Here is a 23,011-nt window from a genome sequence, read left to right as displayed (position 1 = left end):
CCCAAGGGGCAGAGCCCCTGGTGGGGGTGCGGGGGCGAAGCCCCCGCCCTTGGACGCAAACAACGACGGAGGAAACCAAGAGCATGCCCACAGCGCCCCGCGCCGTGTACCGCCGCGCCGACCTCGCCCCGCTGCTGGAGCCGCGCAGCATCGCCCTGATCGGCGCCTCGCCCCGCGCCGGCTCCTTCGGCGAGCGCACCCTGGCCAACCTCTCGCGCTTCGCCGGCAACGTCCACCTCGTCAACGCGCGATACGACCGCATCGGCGAGCGGCCCTGCCACCCCTCGGTCTCGGCGCTGCCGGAGGTGCCGGACTGCGCCGTGCTGGTGGTGAACCGCGAGGTGGTGGAGGGCATCGTCGAGGAGTGCGCCTCGATCGGCGTGCGCGGCGCGGTGATCTACGCCTCGGGCTATGCCGAGGTGGGCCGGCCGGAGCGCGTGGCGGAGCAGGCGCGGCTGGCGGAGATGGCGCGCGCGCGGGGCATCCGCATCGTCGGGCCGAACTGCATCGGCGTGCTGAGCTACGTGACGCAGGCGCGCATGACCTTCTCCGCCGTGCCGGACGTGGCGGCGGCGCGGCCGCGCTCGGTGGCGGTGGTCAGCCAGTCCGGCGCGCTGGGCTTCGCGCTGGCGCAGGCGGCGGATCGCGGCGTCTCCTTCAGCCATGTCGTCACCTGCGGCAATTCCGCGGACGTGGACATCGCCGACTGGATCGCGGCGCTGGCCGAGGACCCGGCCTGCGGCGCCATCGCCTGCCTGTTCGAGGGCATGCCCGAGCCGCGCCGGCTGCTGGAGGCGGCGGCGGTCGCCCGGGCCCACGACAAGCCGGTGGTGATCCACAAGATCGGCACCGGCGAGGCGGGGGCGGCGGCGGCGCTCTCGCACACCGGCTCCCTGGCGGGCTCGGACGCGGCGTACCGCGCGGCCTTCGACAAGGCGGGCTTCGTGGTCGCGGATCGCTTCGAGGAGATCGTCGAGCTGGCCGACTTCTTCAGCAAGGCCGGCCGCATGAAGGCGCCGGGGGCGGCGGTGATCGCCACCTCGGGCGGCGCCTCGATCATGGCGGCGGACGCGGCGGAGCGGCACGGCGTGCCGCTGCCGCAGCCGGACCCCGCGGTGCGCGCCATCCTGGAGTCGCACATCCCGGAATACGGCTCGGCGCGCAACCCGTGCGACGTGACGGCGCAGGTGCTGGCCAACCTCGAATCGCTCGGCGAGTGCGCCGGCGCGCTGCTGGCCGATCCGGCCTACGGCGCGATGATCTACCCCTACGTCTACGCCTACGAGAGCGCCACGCGCCGCATCCCGTGGTTCAGCCGGCTGGCGGCCGAGCACGGCAAGCCGGTGTGCTTCGCCTGGCTGACGGAATCGCTGGAGGGGCCGGGCACGCGCGAGCTGGCGGCGGAGCCGGGGCTGCCGGTGTTCCACTCCATGGACCGCTGCTTCGCGGCGCTGGCGGCGTGGCGCGAGCGGGAGGAGCGGCTTGCGGCGGCCGCGGGCGAGGATGCGGCGGGGCGGGCCGCACCGGACGGGGCGCGGGAGGCGGCGGCGGCGCTGCTCGACGCCGCGCCGGCCGGGGCGATGCTCACCGAGCGCGAGGCCAAGCGCGTGCTGGCCGCCTACGGCGTGCCAGTGGTGGAGGAGCGGCTGGCCCGCAGCGCCGAGGAGGCCGAGGCGGCGGCCGAGGCGCTGGGCTATCCGGTGGCGCTGAAGGCCGAGAGCCCGGACATCCCGCACAAGACCGAGGCGGGGGTGATCCGGCTGGGCCTTGCCGACCCCGCCGCCGTGCGGGCGGGGTACGAGACGGTGATGGCCAATGCGCGCCGGGCGGCGGCCGAGGCGCGCATCCACGGCGTGCTGGTGCAGCCCATGGTGCCGTCCGGGCTGGAGGTGGTGGTGGGCGCGCGGCAGGACCCGCTGCTCGGGCCGCTCGTGCTGGTGGGCCTCGGCGGCGTGATGGCCGAGCTGCTGCGCGACACGGTGACGGCGCTGGCGCCGGTGACACCGGCCGAGGCGCGGCGGATGCTCGGGCGGCTGCGCGGGGCGGGGCTGTTCGCGGGGTTCCGGGGGGCGCCGGCGGTGGATCTCGACGCGCTGGCGGGGATCGTGGCGCGGGTCTCGGAGTTGGCGGCGGACCAGGCGGGGCGGATCGCCGAGCTGGACGTGAACCCGCTGATCTGCGGGGCGGGGCGGATCGTGGCGGTGGACGGGCTGATCGCGCGGTCCGAGGCGTAGCGGGCGGGGGCCCCGCCCTCTGCGACCCCGACCAGGGAGGCGCTGCCTCCCTGGACCCTCCGCCAAGGGGCGAAGCCCCCTTGGATCCCCCGTTTCGGGAGAGCCGGCCCGACGGTCGCAACCCTCGGGGCCAGACGAATAGAGGTGCAGGAGGTCCTTGCCCTCCTGCCGGATGGGGTCCGGGGAAGGCGGAGTCTTTCCCAGGGGGCGGATGGGGAAAGGCAGCGCAGTCCCCGGGGTCGGGTGGGCGCCAGGGGCAGACCTGCCTTTCTTTCGCTTGTCCGACCGTCCGGGCTGTGGTGCAAGCTGCCCCATGGACCCGTCTCCCGCCGCCGTGGCCGACACGGCCTCCGCCGCCATCCACGACCGCATCCTGATCCTGGACTTCGGCAGCCAGGTCACCCAGCTCATCGCCCGCCGGCTGCGCGAGGCCGGGGTGTACTGCGAGATCTGGCCCTGGAACGCCGACGAGGCCCGCCTGCGCGCCTTCGCGCCGCGCGGCATCATCCTCTCGGGCGGCCCGGCCAGCGTGACCGCCGAGGGCAGCCCGCACCCGACGCCGGCCGTGTTCGAGGCCGGCGTGCCGGTGCTCGGCATCTGCTACGGCGAGCAGCTCATGTGCCAGATGCTGGGCGGCGAGGTGCAGGGCTCTGACCACCAGGAATTCGGCCGCGCCTTCGTCGAGGTGCAAGCGGGCAGCGCGCTGTTCAGCGGCGTCTGGCAGGCGGGCGGGCGCGAGCAGGTCTGGATGAGCCACGGCGACCGGGTGACGCGGCTGCCCGAGGGCTTCCGGGTGATCGCCACCAGCGAGGGCGCGCCCTATGCCGCCATCGCCGACGAGGCGCGGCGCTTCTACGGCGTGCAGTTCCATCCGGAGGTGGCGCACACGCCGCACGGTGCCGCGCTGCTGCGCAACTTCACGCATGGCGTCTGCGGCTGCCGCGGCGACTGGACGATGGGCGCCTTCCGGGCCGAGGCGATCGCGCGCATCCGCGCCCAGGTGGGCGAGGGGCGCGTGGTGTGCGGGCTTTCCGGCGGCGTCGATTCCTCGGTGGCGGCGGTGCTGATCCACGAGGCGATCGGCGACCAGCTCACCTGCATCTTCGTCGATCACGGGCTGCTGCGGCAGGGCGAGGCGGAGGAGGTGGTGCGCACCTTCCGCGACCGCTTCAACATCCGCCTGATCCACCGCGACGCCTCGGAGCTGTTCCTGCGCGCGCTGGAGGGCGTGGTCGATCCGGAGCAGAAGCGCAAGACGATCGGCCGGCTGTTCGTCGAGGTGTTCGACGAGGAGGCGAAGCGGCTCGGCGGCGCGGGGTTCCTGGCGCAGGGCACGCTGTATCCGGACGTGATCGAGAGCGCGCACCCGACGGGCGGCGCCTCGGTGACGATCAAGTCGCACCACAACGTGGGCGGGTTGCCCGAGCGGATGAACATGAAGCTCGTCGAGCCGCTGCGCGAGCTGTTCAAGGACGAGGTGCGGGCGCTGGGGCGCGAGCTCGGGATTCCGGAGAGCATCGTCGGGCGGCATCCCTTCCCGGGCCCCGGCCTCGCCATCCGCATCCCGAGCGCCGCGGTGACGCGCGAGGCCGTCGCGATGCTGCAGAAGGCGGACGCGATCTTCCTGGAGGAGATCCGCGCGGCGGGGCTGTACGACGCGATCTGGCAGGCCTTCGCGGTGCTGCTGCCGGTGCGCAGCGTCGGCGTGATGGGCGACGGGCGCACCTACGACCAGGCCTGCGCGCTGCGCGCCGTGACCAGCACGGACGGCATGACCGCCGACATCTACCCGTTCGACATGGCCTTCCTCGGCCGCGTCGCGTCGCGCATCGTCAACGAGGTGCGCGGCATCAACCGCGTGACCTACGACGTGACGAGCAAGCCGCCCGGCACGATCGAGTGGGAGTGATTCCTCGGCCGAAACGCGTTTCCCGTTCCGCGCCGTAACGCGATCCGAGAGGCGGTTCTCGCTGCTGCTCTTGGTCGTGTGTCTGGATCGGTGCCGAGGTCCCGGCGCGTTCCCCATCCCTGCGGCGCCGGCTTGTGGAGGATGCGGGACGAGGTGCTGGACAGCCGGATCCCGCCGGCATGGCCATCCGCTGGCGACGACGGTTGGCGACGACGGTATGGGGGCTGGCCACATCGCGGCGCTTCCGGCGCGAGGGGGAGCCGTGGCGAGGGCTGCGGGCGACGGTGGCCGGGGCGAGCGGCGCGACGCTGCGGCTTCGTCACCGGCCCCTGCTCCAGGCCGCCCGCCTGTTCCCGGTGGCAGGACGACTGGCTCGGGAATTGCGAGAACCGCTCTCAGGACAGGCTGATTCCGGCGTCCCGGATCACGGGTCCCCAGAGATCCACTTCGGCGTGCATCAGGGCGCGCATCTCGTCCGGGGTGGAGGCGCGGTAATCCGCGCCGAGCGGGGCGAGCCTCGCCAGGACGCCCGGATCGGCCAGTGCCGCCTGCAGGTCGGCTGCGAGCTGCGCGACCAGCGGTGCCGGCGTGCCGGCCGGCACCGCCATGGCATTCCAGGATCGCGCGGCGAAGCCCGGGATGGTCTCGCCCAGCGTCGGCACGCCGGGAAGCTGCGCATTGGGGGCCGGGCCCGTCGTCGCCAGCGCGCGCAGCGATCCGCCGCGCAGATGGCCGACCGAGGCGGGGAGCTGGTCGAACATGCAGTCGATCGTGCCGGCCAGCAGGTCGTTGACCGCCGGCGCGCTGCCGCGATAGGGCGCGTGGATCATGGCAAGCCCGGTGCGAAGCCGGAACATCTCGCCGATCAGGTGCAGGCTGCTGCCGATGCCGGAGGAGCCGTGGACGAGTGGCCGCGGGCGGCGCCTCGCCTCCTCGATGAAGGCCGCGACGCTCCGCGCCGGGAAGTCGGCGCGCACCGTCAGCACGTGATCGGTCGTGAAGACGAGCGAGAGCGGCGTCAGGTCGGTCATCGGGTCGAAGGCGAGCTGCGGGTTCAGCAGCCTGCCGATCGCCAGGTTGGCGGGGGAGCCGATCAGCCAGGTGTGGCCGTCCGGCGCGGCGCGCGCGACGTACTCCGCGCCGATGTTGCCCGAGGCGCCGGCCCGGTTCTCGACGACGAACGGCTTGCCGTAGCGGGCCGACAGGAAGTCGGCGACCACGCGCGCGGAACTGTCGGTGGCACCGCCCGGCGGGAAGGGCACCACGATCCGCACCGGCCGCTGCGGAAAGGCCTGGGCGCCAGAAGCTTGGGCGCCGGCCGGACGGACATGCAGGGCGGGGGCCAAAAGGGCGGGCAGGAGGGCGGCCCGGAACAGGCTGCGTCGGGCGAGCGGGCAGGGCATCGGGGTCTCCGGCACGGTCGGGCGACCACATCCTCCCGGTGTGGCGGCATGCTGTCCGGTCGGCGTCCTTGCCCGCGTCGGAGGCGGGTCCGCGGGAAGCGCAGGATCCGGCCTCGTGCCGCGGCGATCAAGGCGGAATGCGGCCGCGGCGCGTGCTTTCCAGCCGCCATCGCCCGTGCTCCCCTGGCGGCCGTGGGCCGGCGGCGGACCGGCGGCAGACGGAGAGGCGCGGCATGAGCGAGGCGGGACTGGTAGGCGGCAGCGAGGCGGACCGGCAGCGCATCCTGGAACTGCACCATGCCTACATCGACGCGAACGCGCGCTACGACTGGGAGAGGCTGCAACCCCTCTTCAGCGCCTCGCCGGCGGCCACCTTCTTCAACCTCAACGGCTTCACCTATCGCGGCCTGGAGCACTGGACGCGCCTCTGGCGCTACTACGCCACGCAGGTCGCCTCCACCTACTGGACGCCCTACGACATCGGCGGCGTGGTGGACGCGGAGACGGCGGTGGTCTGGTGCCATCGCCGCACCCGCCGGCGCTGGGTCGGCGACGACAGGCCCGTCCGCGACTTCAACTACGACGACAGCGAATTCCTCTCGCGCTCCACCATGGTGTTCCGCCGGGAGGCGGACGGATGGCGGGTCGTCCACGCGCATTTCTCGAAGGGTGACGAGGGGCCGCGCCCCGGCGGGATCTGATGCCGGCCCGCACCTGCAGGGGCCGTCGGCATCACCCTGCGTGACGGCCCGACCGCGCGGGACGGCGCGGCGCGCGCGTCGGTGGCCATCGGTCAGCGCTTCGCGCCGTAGAGGGCCGCCGCCTGCTCCTGGCTGACCAGCCCGGCTTCCACATCCGCCGCGACCAGCGCGGGGTCGCGCCGCGCCGGGTCGCCATAGCCGCCGCCGCCCGGCATCTCCACCACCAGACGCTCGCCGGCGGGGACGAGCTGGAAGCCCTTGCCCTGCAATTCCTGGCCCGAGGCGAGCGAGACGCGGCCCCGCGCGCCGGGCAGCCCGCCCTCGCGGCCGCGCGCCGGGTAGACCACGCGCTCGAAGGTGGCGAACAGGCCGAACACGCCGGCCGGGTCGCGGTGCGTCACCTCCATCATCTGGCCGAGCCCGCCGCGATGCGTGCCCGGCCCGCCGGAATCCGGGCGGTACTCCTTCTTCCAGATCACCACCGGCGCGATGGTCTCGGTGATCTCGACCGGCACGTTGCGCACGCCGCTCGGGAAGGGCGTGGCGGAAAGCCCGTCCTGTCGCGGCCGCGCCCCGGCGCCGCCGGAATGGAAGGTGGTGACCTGGAAGGGGCGCCCCGTGTGCCCGGCGGTGATGCCGTGGCCGGCGCCGAGCTTGAGGTTCCAGAGGTTGGAGGTGCCCTCGGCCGGCAGCCGGTCGGGCAGCGCCTGGTGCAGCGCGCCGTACACCACGTCCGGCAGCATGTGGCCGATGGTGGAGCGGGCGTTCACCGCCGCCGGCCAGGGCGCGTCCACGATGCTGTTCGCCGGGGTGCGCACGACGATCGAGTCGAGCGTGCCGGCATTGTTCGGGATGGCCGGGCCGATCAGCGCCTTGATGCCGAAGGCGGTGTAGGCGTCGGTGTAGCAGTAGGGGCAGTTGATGCCGCGGTCGGAGCTGGGCGAGGAGCCCTCGTAGTCCACCAGGATGTGGTCCTCGGCGATGGTCACGGCAGCGACGAGGTCGATCGGCGCGCCGAAGCCGTCGATGCGCATGGCGTTGCGCCAGGTGCCGCGCGGCAGCGCCGCGATCGCCTGCGCCATGCCGGCGCGGCTGCGTGCGACGATGTGCGCGCCGAGCGCGTCGAGATCGGCGATGCCGTGCTCGGCCAGCATGGCGGAAAGGCGGCGGGCGCCGATGTCGTTGCAGGCCATCAGCGCGTGGATGTCGCCCTCCACCTGCACCGGCTCGCGGACATTGGCGCGGATCAGCCGCATCAGCCCCTCCTCCAGCCGGCCCTCGCGGGCGAGCGGCAGGAGCGGGATGAACAGCCCCTCGTGGAAGACCTGCCGTCCCTCGGGCGACTGGCCGATGCCGCCGATGTCGACCACGTGCGTGGTGCAGGAGAACAGCGCCACCAGCTTCCCCTCGTGGAAGGCGGGCGAGGTGACGACGATGTCGTAGAGGTGGCCGGTGCCCTTCCACGGGTCGTTGGTGATGTAGTGGTCGCCCGGCCGCATCGTCGCCACCGGGAAGGCCTCGATGAAGTGCTTCACCGAGCGGGCCATGGAGTTGACGTGGCCCGGCGTGCCGGTGACGGCCTGCGCCAGCATGCGGCCCTCCAGGTCGAACACGCCGGCCGAGATGTCGCCGGCCTCGCGCGCGCTGGTGCTGAAGGCGGTGCGCACCAGGGTGCGCGCCTGCTCCTCCACCACGGAGAGCAGGCGGTTCCACATCACCTGGAGCGCGATGTCGCTGACGGCTGCGCTCATGCGTCGAACTCCAGCACGATGTGGCCGAGGGCGTTGATGCGCGCCGTGGCGCCGGCCGGCACCACGGTGGTGGTCTCGTCCTCCACCACCAGCGCCGGGCCGGCGAGGCGCGTGCCGGGCGGCAGGGACAGGCGCTCATGCACGGCGGCCGCGTCGGCGCGGCCGGTGGCGGGGTCGTGCAGGGTGCGCCGCGCGACCGGCGGCGGGGCCGCGCGCGGCGGCGGCTCGGGGGGCGGCGTCGGCAGTTCCTGCGCCACGGCGAGGGAGAGCGACCAGGTCAGCGCCTCCACCGCCAGGTGCGGGATCACCCGGCCGAACAGCGCGGCGTAGGCGGCCTCGAAGCGGGCGTGCAGCACGGCGGCGGCGTCGGCGCCGAGCGCGCCCGGCGGCAGCGCCACCGCGATCTCGTGCCCCTGGCCGCGGTAGCGCATGAAGCCGGTGCGGGATTCCACCAGCGGCGCGTCCGGCGCGGCGAGGCGCACCACCGCTTCCGCCTCCTCCCGCATGCCGGCGAAGAGCACGTCCAGCGCCGCCGGGTCGAGATCGGCGAGGGCGAGATGGCGCGAGCGCACCACCTCGTAGCCCACCGGCGCGCGCAGGAAGCCGTGCGCCGAGCCGACCCCCGCCCCCACCGGCACCACCACGCGCCGCATGCCGAGCTTGCGCGCGAGGCGCGCGGCGTGCAGCGGCGCGGCGCCGCCGAAGGCGATCATGGTGCGCTCGGCCGTGTCCTTGCCGTTCTCCACCGCGTGGACGCGCGCGGCGCTGGCCATGGTCTCGTCCACGATCTCGGCGATGCCGGCGGCGCCGGCGACGCTGCCGCCCATGGCGGGCCCGATGGCGTCGGCGAGCGCCGCCTCGGCCAGCGCCGGGTCGAGCGAGAGGGTGCCGCCGGCGAAGCGCGCGGGGTCGAGCCGGCCGAGCACCGCATCCGCGTCGGTCACGGTGGGCGCGGTGCCGCCGCGCCCGTAGCAGGCGGGGCCGGGGACGGAGCCGGCGCTGTCCGGCCCGACCTGGATGCGCCCCAGCGCGTCCAGTCGCGCGATGGAGCCGCCGCCGGCGCCGATCTCCACCAGCTCGATCACCGGGATGCGCACCGGCAGGCCGCTGCCCTGCACGAAGCGGTAGGCGCGCGCCACCTCGAAGCTGCGGGAACGCTGGAATTCGAGGTCGTCGATCAGGGTCAGCTTCGCCGTGGTGCCGCCCATGTCGAAGGCGACGACGCGGTCGAGCCCGTTCTCCGCCGCCACCAGCCGCGCCAGGATGGCGCCGCCGGCCGGGCCGCTCTCGACCAGGCGCACCGGGAATTTCCGCGCCGTCTCCACCGTGGTGATGCCGCCCGAGGACATCATCAGCAGCAGCGGCGCCGCGACCCCGGCGGCGAGCAGCCCGTGCTGGAGGCGGCCGAGATAGCGCTCCATCAGCGGCAGCACGTAGGCGTTGGCGACGGTGGTGGAGGCGCGCTCGTACTCGCGTATCTCCGGCGCCACCTCGCAGGAGAGGGAGATCGCGGCCTCCGGCAGTTCCTCGGCCAGGATGGCGCCGGCGCGCCGCTCATGCGCGTCGTTGGTGAAGCTGTGCAGGAAGCAGACGGCGACGGCCTCGATGCCTTGTTCGCCCCCCAGGGCACGCAGCCCCGCCGCCGTCGCGCGCAGCGCCGCCTCGTCGAGCGGCAGCAGCACCGCGCCGTCGGCCGCGATCCGCTCCGGCACGCCGAGGCGGAGCGGGCGCGGCACCAGCGGCGCCGGGCGCTCCATGTAGAGGTCGTACTGCTCGAAGCGGTGCTCGAAGGCGATCTCCAGCGAGTCGCGGAAGCCCTCCGTGGTGAGCAGCGCGGTGCGCGCGCCCTTGCGCTCGATCAGCGCGTTGGTGGCGAGGGTGGTGCCGTGCACGACGAGGCCGATCGTCTCCGGCGCCACCCCGGCCTGCGCGGCGATGGCGCGCATCCCCTCCAGCACGGCGCGTTCCGGCGCCTCCGGCGTGGTCAGCACCTTGCGCGACCAGCTTCGCGCCGGCGTCTCCAGCACCAGGTCGGTGAAGGTGCCGCCGATATCGACCGCGAGGCGCGTCGTCCTGCCCGTCATGCTTTCCTGCCCTCTCGCGGCGCCGTTCAGTCGGAATCGAGGCGGATGTTGCCGCGCCGGATCACCTCGGCATAGGCGGCGGCGTCGCGGCGCAGGAATTCGGCGTATTCGGCCGGCGCCAGCGGCGCCGGGTGCAGCCCCGCCCGGTCGAATTTCGCCGCCACCGCCGGCCGGCCCAGCGCCTCGGCGATGCGCGCGTGCAGGAAGGCCACGATCGGCGCCGGCGTGCCGGGCGGTGCCGCGAGCCCGTACCAGTTCTGCGGCGCGTAGCCCGGCACCGTCTCGGCCACCGCCGGCGTGTCCGGCAGCGGCGGCCAGCGCCCCTCCGAGGTGACGCCGAGCGCCCGCGCCTGCCCGCCCTGGATCAGCGACAGCGTCGCCGGGTCGCCGAAGTAGATATCGACGATGCCGGCGGCGAGGTCGTTCAGCGCCGGGCCGGTGCCGCGATACGGGACGTGCGTCATGCGCAGCCCGGTCATCTGTTCGAACAGCGCGCCGGCGAGGTGCTGGCTGGTGCCGATGCCGCCCGAGGCGTAGCGGATCTCGCGCTGCTTCCCGAGCGCGATCAGGCCGGCGATGTCGCGCGCGGCGAAGTCGTTGGCGGCGGCGATGATGAAGGGCGCGGTGATCAGCCGCGTGACGTTGGCGAGCGTCATCGGGTCGTAGGGCAGCCGGCGCAGCGCGGGCCCGGCGGTCAGCGTGCCGGCGCCGGTCAGGCTCAGCGTGTAGCCGTCGGGCGGCGCGTGCGACATGGCCTCGACGCCGAGCACGCCGCCGGCCCCGCCCCGGTTCTCCACCACCACGCTCTGGCCGAGCAGCGGCGCGACCGCCTCGGCCAGCAGCCGGCCGGTAAGGTCCACGCCGCCGCCGGGCGGGAAGGGCACGATCAGCCGGATGGGCCGGTTCGGGTAGTCGGCGGGCGGCGGGGCAGGCTGCGCGCGGGCGGGCCGGGTGGCGCCGACGAGACCGATGCCGGCGAAGGCGCTGCCGGCGGCGAGAAGGTGGCGGCGGGAAGCGGACACGCGAAAATCCCCCGAATAATCGTGATATAGAATATACTGTCGCGTGCTTTCGTGGATAGACGGCCGGCGTGCCGGCCACGTTCCTCCGCGCACGGCGCCATGCAGGATTCGGACCGGGGCGGCACGCCGCCGGCGGCACCGATTAGGTGGCTGGCGGCACGGATTTCGCTTTCACGACCACCGCATCGGCCCGCGGTCCGGATCCCCCGGCCGCCGGCGGGACGCGGCGGCCGGCGCGGCTCCGGGACGGAAGAATGCGGGCAGACCTCGAACTCGGCTGCGTGCGCTGCGGCGCGCGCTACCCCCTTTCCTTCCACCAGCGCCGCTGCCCCGCCTGCCTGGAGGCCGGCGCGCATGCCAGCCTGCTGCTCCGTTACGCGGCGCCACCGGGCGGCACCCTGCCGCCGCGCGCGGCACCGTCGGGCGACGGGCTGTGGCGCTGGGACGCCTTCCTGCCGCTGCGGCGCGAGGCGGCGGTGACGCTGGCCGAGGGCGGCACGCCGCTGCTGCCGGCCGAGGCGCTCGGCCTCGGCCCGCTGCTCGTCAAGGACGAGACGCGCAACCCGACCGGCTCCTTCAAGGACCGGCTGGCCAGCGTCGCGGTCTCGGCGGCGCGGGCGCTGGGGCACCGGGTGATCGCGGCCGCCTCCTCGGGCAATGCCGGCGCGGCGGCGGCGGCCTACGCGGCGCGGGCCGGCCTGCCCTGCGTGGTGTTCACCATGGCCGACGCCGCCGGGCCGATGCTGGCGCAGATCGTGGCGTATGGCGCCCACCTCGTGCGCCTCGCCCACGCGCCGGACCGCTTCCGCCTGCTCTCGGCCGGCGTCACGCGGCATGGCTGGTTCGCCACCTCCCCGGCCGAGGCGCCGATCACCGGCTCCTCGCCCTTCGGCGTCGAGGGCTGCAAGACGCTGGCCTACGAGATCGCCGAGGCGATGGAGTGGCGCGTGCCGGACTGGGTGCTGGTGCCGGTCTGCTACGGCGACGCGCTGACCGGCCTCGCGCGCGGCTTCGCCGAGCTGCGGGCGATCGGCTGGACCGATCGGGTGCCGCGCCTGGTGGCGGCCGAGACCTCGGGCTCGCTGGTGGCGGCGCTGGCCGAGGGTGCCGCCATGCCGCCGGCGCGACCGCGCAACGCGCCGGGCATCGCGCCCTCGATCGGCGCCGCGCAGGGCACGGTGCAGGCGTTGCAGGCGCTGCGCGAGACGGACGGGCTCGCCGTCGCCATCGACGACGAGGCGCTGGGCGAGTGGCACCTGCGCGCGGCGCGGCGGCTCGGCCTGTACCTGGAGCCCGCCTCGGTGGCGCCGCTGGCGGCGCTGGCGCGGCTGCGGGCCGAGGGCATCATCGCGCCCGACGCCACGGTGGTGGCGCTGGCCACGGCGACCGGCCTCAAGGACACGGCGCGCACCATGCGCCTCGCCCCCGAGGCGTCGGGGCCGGTGCTCGACATGGCCGACCCGGACGCCGCGCTGGCGGCGGTGGCGCGGCGGCTGGAGGCGGCGGCGTGAGACGGCCCCCTCTCGGCAGCGATCTTCCACGCAGGAGGGGACGGCGATGAGCGGCAACCCGGACGACGCCCCGACCAGGGCCGGGATCTGGCCCGCGCGGCTCGGCGCCGCCTTCGAGGGGCGCGCGCCACTCGCCGCCATCCCGGCGCTCGCGCGCGCCGCCGAGGCGGGTGGCGCCGGCACGCTCTGGATCGCGAGCCACCTCTTCCTGCGGGATCCGATCACCACCGCGCTGGTGGCGCTGCAGGCGACCGAGCGGCTGCGCGTGGCGCTGATGGCGATGAGTCCCTACGCGATGCACCCGGTGCACATCGCCATGGCCGCCGCCGCGCTGGCCGAGCTGCACCCGGGGCGCGTGGTGCTCTGCCTCGGCAGCGGCGCCCCGGCGGACCGGGTGGCGGCGGGGATCGAGGCGCCGCACCCGCTCGCCGGGCTGCGCGACGCGGTGCTGATGTGCCGCGGCCTGCTGGCGGGCGAGACGGTGCGGCACGAGGGGCGCGTGTTCCGCCTCGGCGGGCAGCGGGCGCTGGTGAATGGCGGTACCGGGGGCGGCGCCACGGTGCCGGTGGTGATGGCGGCCTCGAAGCCGCGCATGCTGCGTCTCGCGGGCGAGGTGGCCGATGGCGTGCTGCTCTCGGCCGGCGCCTCGGAGCCCTTCGTGCGGCAGTGCCTCGACATCGTGGCGGAAGGGGCGGCCGGGCGGCCGGTGGCACGGATCGGGCTGGTCTACGCGGCGCATGTGGCGGCGGATGGCGTGCCGGATGCGGGCGCGCGCGAGGCGGCGCTGGCGCCGGTGCGGCGGCGCCTCGCCTTCATCCTGCGTGGCGAGCACCATGCCGGCAACCTGGCGGCGGCGGGCAGCGTGCTCGACCAGGCGGCGCTGATGGCGCTGACCCAGGCCGGGGACTGGGAAGGGGGCATGCGCCTCATCACCGACGCGGTGGTGGCGCGGCATGCCGCCGCCGGCACGCCGGCCGAGATCGCCGCCGCCGTCGCCTCCTACCGGCGCGCCGGCCTCGACGAGGTGGCGCTGGCGGGCAACGAGGCGGTCGACGGGCTGGCGGACACGCTGCGCAGCGCCGCCGCGGCGGACGGGACATGAGGAGCCGCGGATGAAGTTCAGCGTCTGCCTGCCCACCGGCTTCGAGGGGGTGATGCACCCGATCCCCTTCGTCGAGGCCACGGACTTCGTGCCGCTGGCGCAGCTCTGCGAGCGCCTCGGCTATGACGGCGTCTGGGGCAACGACCACATCACCACGCAGCACTACGTGGAGGAGAAATTCCCCGGCCGCACGCCGCGCTTCTACGAGGTGATGACGGTGCTGGCCTTCTGCGCGGCCGCCACCACGCGGCTGCGGGTCGGCACCGCCGTCGCCGTGCTGCCGATGCGCGACCCGCTCTGGCTCGCCAAGCAGGCGGCGACGCTGGACGCGATGTCGGGCGGGCGGCTCGATCTCGGACTCGGCATCGGCGCCTATCGCGAGGAATTCGCCGCCTGGGCGCCGCGCCTCGCCCGCACCGCGCAGCGCGGCGAGATGCTGGACGAGGGGCTGGCCATGCTGCACGCCCTGTTCACCGAGCCGCGCACCAGCTTCGACGGCAAGTACTACGCCTGCCGGGACGTGGCGATGTCGCCCAAGCCGGCGCAGGCGCCGCTGCCGATCTATGTCGGCGGCCACAACATGGCCTCGGTGGAGCGCGCGGCGCGCTGGGGACGGGGCTGGCTGCCCGGCTGGCGCCCCTGGGCGGAACTGGCCGAGCGCATCGCCACGCTGCGCGCCCGCGCCGCCGAGCTGGGCCGCGACCCGGATTCGATCGAGGTGGCGCCGCAATTCTCGGTGACGGTGGGCAGGACGCCGGAGGCGGCGGAGGCGCGCTACATGGCCTCCGACCTCGTCGCGCACCGCAAATCGCTCGCCTATACCGGGCGGGACCTGTCGCAGCAGGTGGTGGCGAACCTGGTCGGCTCGCCGGACCTGATCCGCGAGAAGGTGGCGGGGCTGGCCGCGATCGGCGTGCGGCACTGCTGCGGGCTGATGTTCCCGGCCGACACGCTCGCCGAGTACCGCGAGCAGGTCGAGTGGTTCGCCGAGGTGGTGCGGCCGGGCGGCTGAGCGCCGCCCGCGCCGCGCCGGAAGCGTGGCGCTACACGATGTGCGGCATCACCTCCTCGGCGAAGAGCTGCATCTGGTCGAGCAGCTCCTGCACCGAATTCGCCGCGAAGTAGAGGCCGAGCAGGTGCGTCACCCCGGCCTCGCGCAGGCGGATGGCGCGGCGGATCACCTCCTCGGGCGTGCCGATCAGGTTGATCGCCTCCAGGTCCGCCCCCGCCTGGTCCTTCAGCGTGGACTTGCGCAGCGAGACGAGGTGCCTGTGCATCTGGCTCTGCCGGAAGCGGGCCGAGGCCGCTTCCTGCGTGCGGCCGAGATGGACGATGAATTGCGGCGCCACCTCGATCGTCGCCGGGTCCCGCCCCGCCTCCCCGGCGAGCCGGCGCAGCAGCGCCACGCCCTCGGCCAGCGTCTCCGCCGGCAGGGCGGCGGGCAGCCAGCCATCGCCGTACTCCACGGCGCGGCGGATGTTGTTCGGGTTGTTGCCGCCGACATAGATCGGCAGGCGCTTCTGCAGCGGCTTGGGCGTCAGCTCCACGTCGCGGTAGCGGAAGTAGCGGCCCTCGAAGCTGGCCACGCGCTCGGTGAGGAGCTTCCCCAGCGCCGCCAGCCCCTCGTCCACGATCTCGCCGCGCTGGAGCTTCACGTCGGGCTGCAGCGCCCGGAATTCCTCCAGATAGGCGCCGATGCCGAGCCCGACCTCCAGCCGGCCGCCGCTGAGATGGTCGAGCGTGCAGAGCTGCTTGGCCAGCACCACGATGTCGCGCCGCATCGGCAGCACGACCACGCCGGTGCCGAAGCGCAGCGTGGTGGTCTGCGCGGCGAGCCAGGCATAGGTGACCAGCGGCTCCCAGAAACGCGGCGGGGTGTCCGGGTACTCCTCGCGCACGTAGTGCTGCGTGGTCATGTGGTCGTTGCCCCAGACCGAGTGGTAGCCCAGCGCCTCGGCGTGCCGCGCGATGCGCAGCAGGCCTTCGGGGCCGGCGAAGGGCACGGGGTAGGTCAGCCCCTCCATCCCGGTGGGCAGGCCGGCGCTGACGATCATCGCGATCTCCTCCTCACGCCGCGTCCGCGGCTCGACGCTTATGCCGCGTCCGCGATCTGGTCCTCATGCCGCGTCCGCGGCCTGGCCCCTATGCCGCATCCGCGGCGGTGACATTGCCACCGAGATAGGCGTGGCGGATGCGCGGGTCCACCGCGACCTCGGCCGCCGGACCCTCCAGGAATTTCCGGCCCATCTCCAGCACGATCGCCGTGTCCGAGATGGCCAGCGCGCCGCGCAGGTTCTGCTCGACCATCAGCACGGCGACGCCGGATTCGCGCGCGAGCCCGGCGACGGTCGCGAACACCTCGGCCTGCATGCGCGGCGAGAGGCCGAGCGAGGGCTCGTCCAGCAGCAGCAGGCGCGGGCCGGTGATCAGGACCATCGCCATCTCCAGCACCTGCTGCTCGCCGCCCGAGAGGTTGCCGGCCGCCTCGCCGGCCTTGCGCGCCAGTACGGGGAAGCGTTCCAGCATGGCGGCGATGGCCGCTTCGCGCTCCGTGCGCTTCAGGGTGTAGCCGCCCATCAGCAGGTTCTCGGCAACGGTCATCGCCGCGAAATTGCAACGTCCCTGCGGCACGAAGCCGATGCCGAGGGCGAGGCGGCGCGGCGGCGACAGGGCGGTGATGTCGCGCCCCTCGAACAGCACGGCGCCGCCATAGTGCCGGTTGGCGCCGTAGACGGCGCGCAGCAGCGTGGACTTGCCGGCGCCGTTGCCGCCGAGCAGCGTCGCGATCCGCCCGGCAGCGAGCGAGAACGAGACGCCGTGCAGGATGGGGCCGGCGGCATAGCCGGCGCGCAGATCGCGCAGTTCGAGCAGCGGCAGGTCAGGCAGCGGCGGGGACACCGAGATAGGCCTCCAGCACGCGGGGATCGTCACGGACCATGGCGGGCGGGCCGCTGGTCAGGGTGCGGCCCTGCTCGAACACCACCACCTCGTGGCACAGGCGCATGATGCAGTCCACGTTGTGCTCGACGATGAGGAAGGTCTCGCCCGCGGCGTTGAGGCGGCGCAGGATCGCCTCCACCTCGACGATGCGGCTCGGGTTCACGCCGGCCATCGGCTCGTCCAGCACGACGAGTCGCGGGCGCGGCATCAGCGCGGCCGCCAGCGCCGCCAGCTTCTTCTGGCCGTAGGAGAGCGCGCCCGCCGGCGATTCCGCCAGCCGGGTGAGGCCGATCTGGTCCAGCAGCAGCCAGGCGCGTTCCGCGGCCGCCAGCTCGGCCCGCCGCAGCGCCGGGCTGCGCAGCACCGCGCCGAGCCAGCCGACGCCGTCCGCGGCCTGCGCCGCCTGCATCAGGTTGTCGCGCAGGCTGAGCGCGTCGAACAGCCGGACCTGCTGGAAGGAACGGCGCAGCCCGGCGCGCGCCACCAGATGGGCCGGCAGGCCGGTGATGTCCTGCCCGTCGAGCAGCACGCGGCCGGCATCGGGGCGCTGGAAGCCGGAAAGGCAGTCGATGGTGGTGCTCTTGCCCGAGCCGTTCGGGCCGATCAGCCCGGTGATGCTGCCGCGCGCCACGGCGAAGCTGGCATCGGTGACGGCATGGACGCCCCGGAAGGATTTCCGCACGCCTTCCAGGCGCAGCAGCGGCGCTCCGTTCACGACGCGGCCGCCGTCACCGGATCGGGCCGTTCCGCCGTGGCGCGACGGCGCGCGTCGCGCCAGGATTCGAGCGCGCCGGCGACGCCGCCCGGCATCGCCACCATGGCGAAGAGCAGCAGCGCGCCGTAGATCACCATGCGCAGCTCCGCCGTGGCGCGCAGGAGTTCCGGCAGCACCGTCATGACGATGCCGGCGATCACCACCGCCCAGAAATGCCCGGCGCCGCCCACGATCATCATCACCAGGAAGGTCTGGAAGTAGTAGAAATCCAGGATCAGCGGATCGACCACCTGCATGTAGAAGACCTGCATGCCGCCCGCCATGCCGCAGAGCGCCGCGGAGATGGCGAAGGCGAGCAGCTTGTACGGCGTGGGCGCGATGCCCTGTGCCTGCGCCAGCGGCTCGTTCTGGCGCAGCGCCTTCAGCGTGCGGCCGATGCGCGAGGTGGTGACGGCGCGCAGCAGCGCCAGCGACAGCGCCGCGAAGGCCAGCGCCAGCCAGTAGAAGCGCGGCGGGCTGCGCAGGGAAAGGCCGAACAGCTCCGGCGCCGGCAGGCCGGGAATGCCGAGCGGACCGCCGGTGACGGCGACCCAGTCCCGCGCCACCAGCGCCGTGAGCAGCGAGAAGCTCAGCGTGACGATGACGAAGGAATGCCGGTTCAGCCGCAGCGCCGGGATGCCGACCAGCACGGCGAGCGCCGCGTTCAGCAGGCCGGCCAGCGCCAGCCCGCCCCAGAAGCCGATGCCGAGCGACACGGCGCCGAGCGCCGTGCAGTAGCCGCCGATGCCCCAGAAGGCCAGATGCGCGAAGGAGAGCAGCCCGGCATAGCCGTAGATCAGGTTGAGCGAGGCGGCGCCGACGGTGAAGATGCAGGCGGTGATGCCGATGCCCAGCACGTAGGGCGAGGCGCCGAGCGCCGGCAGCAGCGCCGCGGCGAGCAGGGCGAGCAGCGGCGGCAGGTGTCGCAGCATGGTCAGCGCGCCCCCATGCGGAGCATGCTCAACCTGCCCGCATGCGCGGCGCGCCGAACAGCCCGTCCGGCCGCAGCAGCAGCACCAGCATCATGGCGACGAACACCACCACCTCCTGCCAGACCGCGTCGAAGAAGCCGCCGATCCAGCTCTCCAACAGGCCGAGCAGCACCGCCGCGATGGCGGCCCCCGGGATGCTGCCGAGGCCGCCGATGATCACCAGCGCGAAGGCCTTGAAGATCAGGAACTGGCCCATCGAGGGCTGCACGAGCTGGATCGGCGCCAGCGCTGCGCCGGCCAAGCCGCACAGCGCCGTCGCCAGGATCACCGCGTTGCGCGCCACCGCCTCCGGGCGGATGCCGACCATCATCGCCGCCTCGCGGTTCTGCGCGATGGCGCGCATGGCGCGGCCGAGCTGGGTGCGCGTGAGGCAGAGCCAGAGCAGCAGCAGCGCCAGGATGGCGGCGGCGGCGGCGGCGATCCGCGTCCAGGTGATGTTGATGCCGCCGAGATCGATGCCGTCGAAGCCGAATTGCGTGTCCACCAGCAGCGGCGTCGCGGTCAGCGCGTACTGCACGGCGTTGAGCAGCAGGATGGAGAGGCCGGTGGTCATCAGGATGCTGCGCTCGAACTCGTCCTCGCGCAGCCGGCGCAGGAACAGCGCGTGCGCGAGGCAGCCGAGCAGCGCCACGCCGAGCATGGCCAGCAGCAGCGAGGGCAGGTAGGCGAGGCCGAGCACCGGCAGCGCGAAGGCCATCAGGTAGGCGCCGGCCATCAGGAACTCGCCATGGGCGAAGTTGATGATGCCGAGCACGCCGAACAGCAGGGCGAGACCGGAGACGATCAGCGCGTAGAGCAGGCCGAGCAGCAGGCCGTTCAGGGTGAGCTGGGCGGCGTAGACGGGATCGATGGCACGCTCCTGGGTCACGCGGCGCCGTCCGGCACGGAACGCCGACGTTGGGACCGGCGGCACGCGGGCAAGCAATTCATGTGCCACCACCACGCAACCACTTGCGCATGGCACCTTCCTGCGTTCCGATGCGGCGCGCGCCTGCATGGCGGCGCCCGAGGGAAGATGTCGCGGAAGATGCCGATGCCAGATGCCCGCTTTCGATGCAGCCGCCTGCTGCGCCGCGTTGCAGCCCTGCTGGCGGCGGCCCTGGCCGCGCCGCTCGCGCCGGCCCTGGCGCAGCCGGCGCCGATCGTGCTCGGGCTGAGCACGCCGGTCACCGGCCCCGCCGCCGTCGCCTCCGAGCGGGAACGCTGGGGCGTCGACCTCGCCGTCGAGGAGATCAACGCGGCGGGCGGCGTGCTCGGCCGCCCGTTGCGGATCATGGCGCTCGACAACCGCTGCAACCCGTCGGAGGCGGCCAACGTCGCCAACCGGCTGGTGCAGGCGCGCGTCACCGCGATCATCGGCGCCCACTGCTCCACCGCCGTGCTCGCCACCATGCCGATCATCGCCGAGGCTCGCATCCCGATGGTCTCGGGCATCGCCTCCTCGCCGCGAATCACCGAGCTGTCCGGCGACGGCCGCAACGAGTGGACCTTCCGCACCAATCCCGCCGACGACGTGATGATGCAGACGCTCGGCCGCTATCTCGGCCAGCACCACCTGTTCCGCACCGTCGCCGTGGTGGGCGAGGACACGGATTTCGGCCGCGGCGGCGCCGCCGCCTTCGGCCCGGCGGCGGAAGCGGCGGGCCTGCGCATCGTCTCCACCGACTTCCACCCGCAGAACACGCCGGACTTCACCAGCATCCTGACGCGCCTCCAGCGCGCGCGGCCGGATGCGATCGCGCTGTTCCAGCTCGGCGGCGACCAGCTCAACTTCCTGCGCTTCGCCATGCAGCTCGGCGTCCGCATCCCCTTCACCGGCCGCGCCGAACTGGGCGGCGAGAACGTGCAGATCATCCGCGCCGGCGGCATGGAGAATTCGGTCAGCGCCTGGAACTACAGCCCGGAGGTCGACGCGCCGGCCAACCGCGAATTCGTCCGCAAGATCCTCGAGCGCCACAAGCTCCAGCCCGTGCTGCAGACCTGGGCCGGCTATGACGGGGTGCGGCTGATCGCCCAGGCGCTGCGCGAGGCCGGCACGGCGGATGACGGCGACAAGCTGCGCCGCGCCATCCGCAACATCCGCTTCGACATCGTGATGGGCCGCGAGGTGACCTTCGACGACCACAACCAGGCCGGCCGGATCGTGGTGATCCAGGCGGTGCGCAACCGGCAGGTCACCATCGCCGATCTCGCCACGGCCCCGTGAGCGCGCGGCGGCGCTATCCGGCCGCCGCCGGCTGCGCGCCGCGATAGCCGATCGACTCCAGCACGCGGCGCGCCCGCGTGCCGGACGGGATGGCGAGGAAGGCATCGAGGTCCTGCGGGTGGTCGATGTCGAGCCCGATGCCGCGCAGCTTCAGGGTGCGGCACGGAACGCCGAGGCGACGCGCGGCCTCCAGATGCGGCCGGTAGCTGTCGTCGCCGTAGCGCAGCGGCACCACGCCGGGCGGCGAGGCGAGCACGCCGTTCGAACCCATCTCGTCGTGCGAGGGCACGATGGTGAAGCAGGGCGCCGCGCCATGCGCGGCCAGCACGGCGGCGATCTCGTCCGGCGTCACCATCGGGATGTCGCCGGGCAGGGCGAGCAGGCCGGCGCAACCCTCGCCGCCCAGGACGCGGCCGGCGCCGAGCACGGCGGCGGTGTGCCCCTCGGTGGCATCGTTGCCCAGGATGCGGGCGCCGTAGCGCGCGGCTAGCGCCGCCACCGAAGCATCCGCCGTCACCACGGCGATCCCGGCGAGGCCAGGCGCATCGTGCAGCGCCGACAACACGTCCTCGAACATCGCCATGGCGAGCCGCTGCCGCTCGTCCGGCGTCAGGGCGGGGGCGAGCCGCTGCTTCCCGCCGGGCCCGCCCTTCATCGGCACGACAGCCCAGATGCCGTGCGTCATGCGCGGCGCTCCGCCGCGATCCGGTCCGCGAGATCTAGCACCACGCGCGCCAGCGCCGCCTTGCTGGCGAGGTCGGTCATCAGCGTCGGCGCCACCGCGCAGCGCGCCGCGATCCCCGGCGCCAGCGCCGCGTCGGCCGCGTCCAGCACGTAGCCGTCGAGCAGGTCGCCGTAGTGGCGCGCCACGGCGTCGGCGGCGGGCGGCGTGCCGAGATCGGCCAGCATCGTCGCGGTCGGTCCCTTCACGGCGCGGCCGCCGATGATCGGCGAAACGGCGACCACCGGCGCGCGGCATTCGCGGAGCACGTGGCGCAGGCCCGGCACGGCGAGGATCGGGTCGATGCTGATGAGTGGGTTGGAGGGGCAGATCACCACCGCGCGCAGCGCCGGGTCGCGCAGCGCGTCGAGGATCGCGGGCAGCGGCCGCGCCGACTCGGCGCCGGCGAATTCCAGACCGCGCACGGCGGGCGCGCAGCGCAGCCGCACGAACCAGTGCTGGAAGTCGAGCCAGCCTTCCGGCGTCAGCACCTTCGTGCGCACCGGCTGGTCCGACATGGGCAGGAGGCGCGCGCCGATGCCGAGGCGACGGCGGAAATCCTCGGTGACGGCCGACAGCGTCTCGCCCGCGCGCAGCCGGCGCGTGCGCTCGACATGGGTGGCGAGGTCGCGGTCGCCGAGCTGGAACCAGTCCTCGCCGCCCAGCTCGCGCAGCGCCGTCATGAAGGACCAGCTTTCATCGCGCCGCCCCCAGCCGGTAATGGGGTTGTCGAGGCCGGCAAGCGCGTAGGTCAGCGTGTCGATGTCGGGCGAGATGGCGAGGCCGAGATGCTCGAAATCGTCGCCGGTGTTGGCCAGCACCGTCAGCGCCTCGCCCGGGATGATCTGCGCGAGGCCGAGCGCCAGCTTGGCGCCGCCGATGCCGCCCGAGAGGGCCAGAACCGTTCCGCTCATCGGAACAGGTCCTCGGCGGCGGGACGCACCAGCGCCGCGGCGGGCTGCGGCGGCGCCGTCGCCGCCGTCGTTGACGTCGTCCATTGCAATCCGCGCACCAGCACGGCGGGCTGCCCCTCCGCCCCCTGGCCCATCAGCAGCGACGCCGCCGCGGCGATCTCGTCGGCGAAACCCACCACGCTCACCTCCATCCGTCGGCCCATCAGGTCCGGGCTGCCGCGCAGGTCGAGCAGCGCGGGCAGGCCGGCGGCGCCGAGCGCCACGCCGCAGGTGCCCCGCCGCCAGGCGCGGCCGAAGCTGTCGTTGACGATCACCGGCAGGCCGAGGCGCGCGCGCAGCGCGGCGGCGCTCGCATCCGGGTCTTCCGGCAGCAGCAGCGCGTGCGGCGGGCCGTCGGGCGGCGCGACGTTGGACTGGTCGATTCCCGCATTCGCCATCACGAAGCCGCGCCGGTGTTCGACGATCAGCAGGCCGCGCCGCGCCCGCACCACGCGCACGGATTCGCGCAGGATCAGCTCGACGAGGCGCGGGTCCTTGCCGGTGCGTTCCGCCAGCGCCACCGCCTCGGCGGAAGGCGTCACGTCGGCGAGCGCGACCATCCGCCCCTCGGCCTTGGAGACGACCTTCTGCGCCACCACCAGCACGTCGCCGGGGCCGGGCGGCGCGCCGAGCCGGGCCAGTCCGTCGGCCAGGATCGCGGCGAGGTCGTCGCCCGCCCGCACCAGCGGGATGCCGGGCAGCGCGGCTAGCGAAAGGGCGTCGGCCAT

19 protein-coding genes are annotated in these 23,011 nt (G+C 74.0%); 7 read left to right on the top strand and 12 right to left on the bottom strand.

Annotated features, from left to right (window positions below; genetic code table 11):
- The first annotated feature begins 83 nt into the window (after positions 1-83).
- Together M0638_RS15025 and guaA are read left to right on the top strand one after the other, a co-directional pair.
- Positions 84-2,234 carry an acetate--CoA ligase family protein gene (locus M0638_RS15025; RefSeq protein WP_248667815.1) on the top strand — a complete coding sequence of 717 codons (2,151 nt, stop codon included), beginning with the start codon at positions 84-86 and terminating at the stop codon, positions 2,232-2,234.
- Positions 2,235-2,547: 313 nt separating this feature from the next.
- Positions 2,548-4,143, top strand: a complete 1,596-nt coding sequence (gene guaA / locus M0638_RS15020; protein WP_248667814.1) for a glutamine-hydrolyzing GMP synthase — start codon at positions 2,548-2,550, stop codon at positions 4,141-4,143.
- 395 nt (positions 4,144-4,538) lie between these two features.
- On the opposite strand, the gene M0638_RS15015 is transcribed toward guaA, so the two are convergent.
- Entirely contained in the window at positions 4,539-5,417 is an 879-nt protein-coding gene (locus tag M0638_RS15015) for a Bug family tripartite tricarboxylate transporter substrate binding protein (protein ID WP_248667813.1), read from the bottom strand.
- A 362-nt stretch (positions 5,418-5,779) separates the two neighbouring features.
- Between M0638_RS15015 and M0638_RS15010 the strand changes: the two genes are divergently transcribed.
- Entirely contained in the window at positions 5,780-6,247 is a 468-nt protein-coding gene (locus M0638_RS15010; protein ID WP_248667812.1) for a YybH family protein, read from the top strand.
- 92 nt (positions 6,248-6,339) lie between these two features.
- On the opposite strand, the gene M0638_RS15005 is transcribed toward M0638_RS15010, so the two are convergent.
- From M0638_RS15005 to M0638_RS14995, 3 genes are read right to left on the bottom strand one after another with little or no spacing between them, the layout of a single operon-like run.
- On the bottom strand, positions 6,340-7,998 hold the full coding sequence (locus tag M0638_RS15005) for a hydantoinase B/oxoprolinase family protein (protein WP_248667811.1): 1,659 nt from the start codon (positions 7,996-7,998) through the stop codon (positions 6,340-6,342).
- Positions 7,995-10,082 carry a hydantoinase/oxoprolinase family protein gene (locus M0638_RS15000; RefSeq protein ID WP_248667810.1) on the bottom strand — a complete coding sequence of 696 codons (2,088 nt, stop codon included), beginning with the start codon at positions 10,080-10,082 and terminating at the stop codon, positions 7,995-7,997. Before M0638_RS15000 ends, M0638_RS15005 begins: the two co-directional genes overlap by 4 nt.
- 26 nt (positions 10,083-10,108) lie before the next feature.
- Positions 10,109-11,104, bottom strand: coding sequence for a Bug family tripartite tricarboxylate transporter substrate binding protein (locus M0638_RS14995; RefSeq protein ID WP_248667809.1), 996 nt, complete (start codon positions 11,102-11,104; stop codon positions 10,109-10,111).
- 254 nt (positions 11,105-11,358) lie between these two features.
- Between M0638_RS14995 and M0638_RS14990 the strand changes: the two genes are divergently transcribed.
- Genes M0638_RS14990 through M0638_RS14980 form a run of 3 tightly spaced genes read left to right on the top strand, consistent with a single transcriptional unit; the run spans position 11,359 to position 14,729 of the window.
- On the top strand, positions 11,359-12,615 hold the full coding sequence (locus M0638_RS14990) for a pyridoxal-phosphate dependent enzyme (protein WP_248667808.1): 1,257 nt from the start codon (positions 11,359-11,361) through the stop codon (positions 12,613-12,615).
- 46 nt (positions 12,616-12,661) lie between these two features.
- Positions 12,662-13,717: an LLM class flavin-dependent oxidoreductase gene (locus M0638_RS14985; RefSeq protein ID WP_248667807.1), complete on the top strand. Its 1,056-nt coding sequence runs from the start codon at positions 12,662-12,664 to the stop codon at positions 13,715-13,717.
- Positions 13,718-13,727: 10 nt separating this feature from the next.
- Entirely contained in the window at positions 13,728-14,729 is a 1,002-nt protein-coding gene (locus M0638_RS14980; protein ID WP_248667806.1) for an LLM class flavin-dependent oxidoreductase, read from the top strand.
- Between the two features lie 31 nt (positions 14,730-14,760).
- Here M0638_RS14980 and M0638_RS14975 read toward each other — a convergent pair whose 3' ends face one another.
- The 5 genes from M0638_RS14975 to M0638_RS14955 form a co-directional block, all read right to left on the bottom strand.
- Positions 14,761-15,771 carry an LLM class flavin-dependent oxidoreductase gene (locus tag M0638_RS14975; protein ID WP_248667805.1) on the bottom strand — a complete coding sequence of 337 codons (1,011 nt, stop codon included), beginning with the start codon at positions 15,769-15,771 and terminating at the stop codon, positions 14,761-14,763.
- 88 nt (positions 15,772-15,859) lie between these two features.
- The gene (locus M0638_RS14970) at positions 15,860-16,615 is read right to left on the bottom strand and encodes an ABC transporter ATP-binding protein (protein ID WP_248667804.1); all 756 of its coding nucleotides are present in this window, start codon (positions 16,613-16,615) and stop codon (positions 15,860-15,862) included.
- A complete protein-coding gene (locus M0638_RS14965) occupies positions 16,596-17,372 on the bottom strand; it encodes an ABC transporter ATP-binding protein (RefSeq protein WP_248667803.1) in 777 nt (258 codons plus the stop codon). Before M0638_RS14965 ends, M0638_RS14970 begins: the two co-directional genes overlap by 20 nt.
- Positions 17,369-18,343 carry a branched-chain amino acid ABC transporter permease gene (locus M0638_RS14960; RefSeq protein WP_248667802.1) on the bottom strand — a complete coding sequence of 325 codons (975 nt, stop codon included), beginning with the start codon at positions 18,341-18,343 and terminating at the stop codon, positions 17,369-17,371. Before M0638_RS14960 ends, M0638_RS14965 begins: the two co-directional genes overlap by 4 nt.
- 28 nt (positions 18,344-18,371) lie before the next feature.
- Complete coding sequence (locus M0638_RS14955; protein ID WP_248667801.1) at positions 18,372-19,271, bottom strand: branched-chain amino acid ABC transporter permease; 900 nt, start codon at positions 19,269-19,271, stop codon at positions 18,372-18,374.
- A 165-nt stretch (positions 19,272-19,436) separates the two neighbouring features.
- Here M0638_RS14955 and M0638_RS14950 point away from each other — a divergent pair, with 165 nt between their 5' ends.
- The gene (locus M0638_RS14950) at positions 19,437-20,609 is read left to right on the top strand and encodes an ABC transporter substrate-binding protein (RefSeq protein ID WP_248667800.1); all 1,173 of its coding nucleotides are present in this window, start codon (positions 19,437-19,439) and stop codon (positions 20,607-20,609) included.
- 13 nt (positions 20,610-20,622) lie between these two features.
- Here M0638_RS14950 and cofC read toward each other — a convergent pair whose 3' ends face one another.
- The 3 genes from cofC to cofE are packed head-to-tail and all read right to left on the bottom strand — an operon-like array spanning position 20,623 to position 23,011.
- Positions 20,623-21,294, bottom strand: coding sequence for a 2-phospho-L-lactate guanylyltransferase (gene cofC, locus M0638_RS14945; protein WP_248667799.1), 672 nt, complete (start codon positions 21,292-21,294; stop codon positions 20,623-20,625).
- A complete protein-coding gene (cofD, locus tag M0638_RS14940; RefSeq protein ID WP_248667798.1) occupies positions 21,291-22,244 on the bottom strand; it encodes a 2-phospho-L-lactate transferase in 954 nt (317 codons plus the stop codon). Before cofD ends, cofC begins: the two co-directional genes overlap by 4 nt.
- Entirely contained in the window at positions 22,241-23,011 is a 771-nt protein-coding gene (gene cofE, locus M0638_RS14935; RefSeq protein ID WP_248667797.1) for a coenzyme F420-0:L-glutamate ligase, read from the bottom strand. Before cofE ends, cofD begins: the two co-directional genes overlap by 4 nt.

The sequence above is a fragment of the Roseomonas acroporae genome, assembly GCF_023223525.1.
GTDB lineage: Bacteria > Pseudomonadota > Alphaproteobacteria > Acetobacterales > Acetobacteraceae > Roseomonas_E > Roseomonas_E acroporae.
Note: the sequence above shows the minus strand (reverse complement) of the source record. Positions and strands in the feature narration are given on the sequence as shown.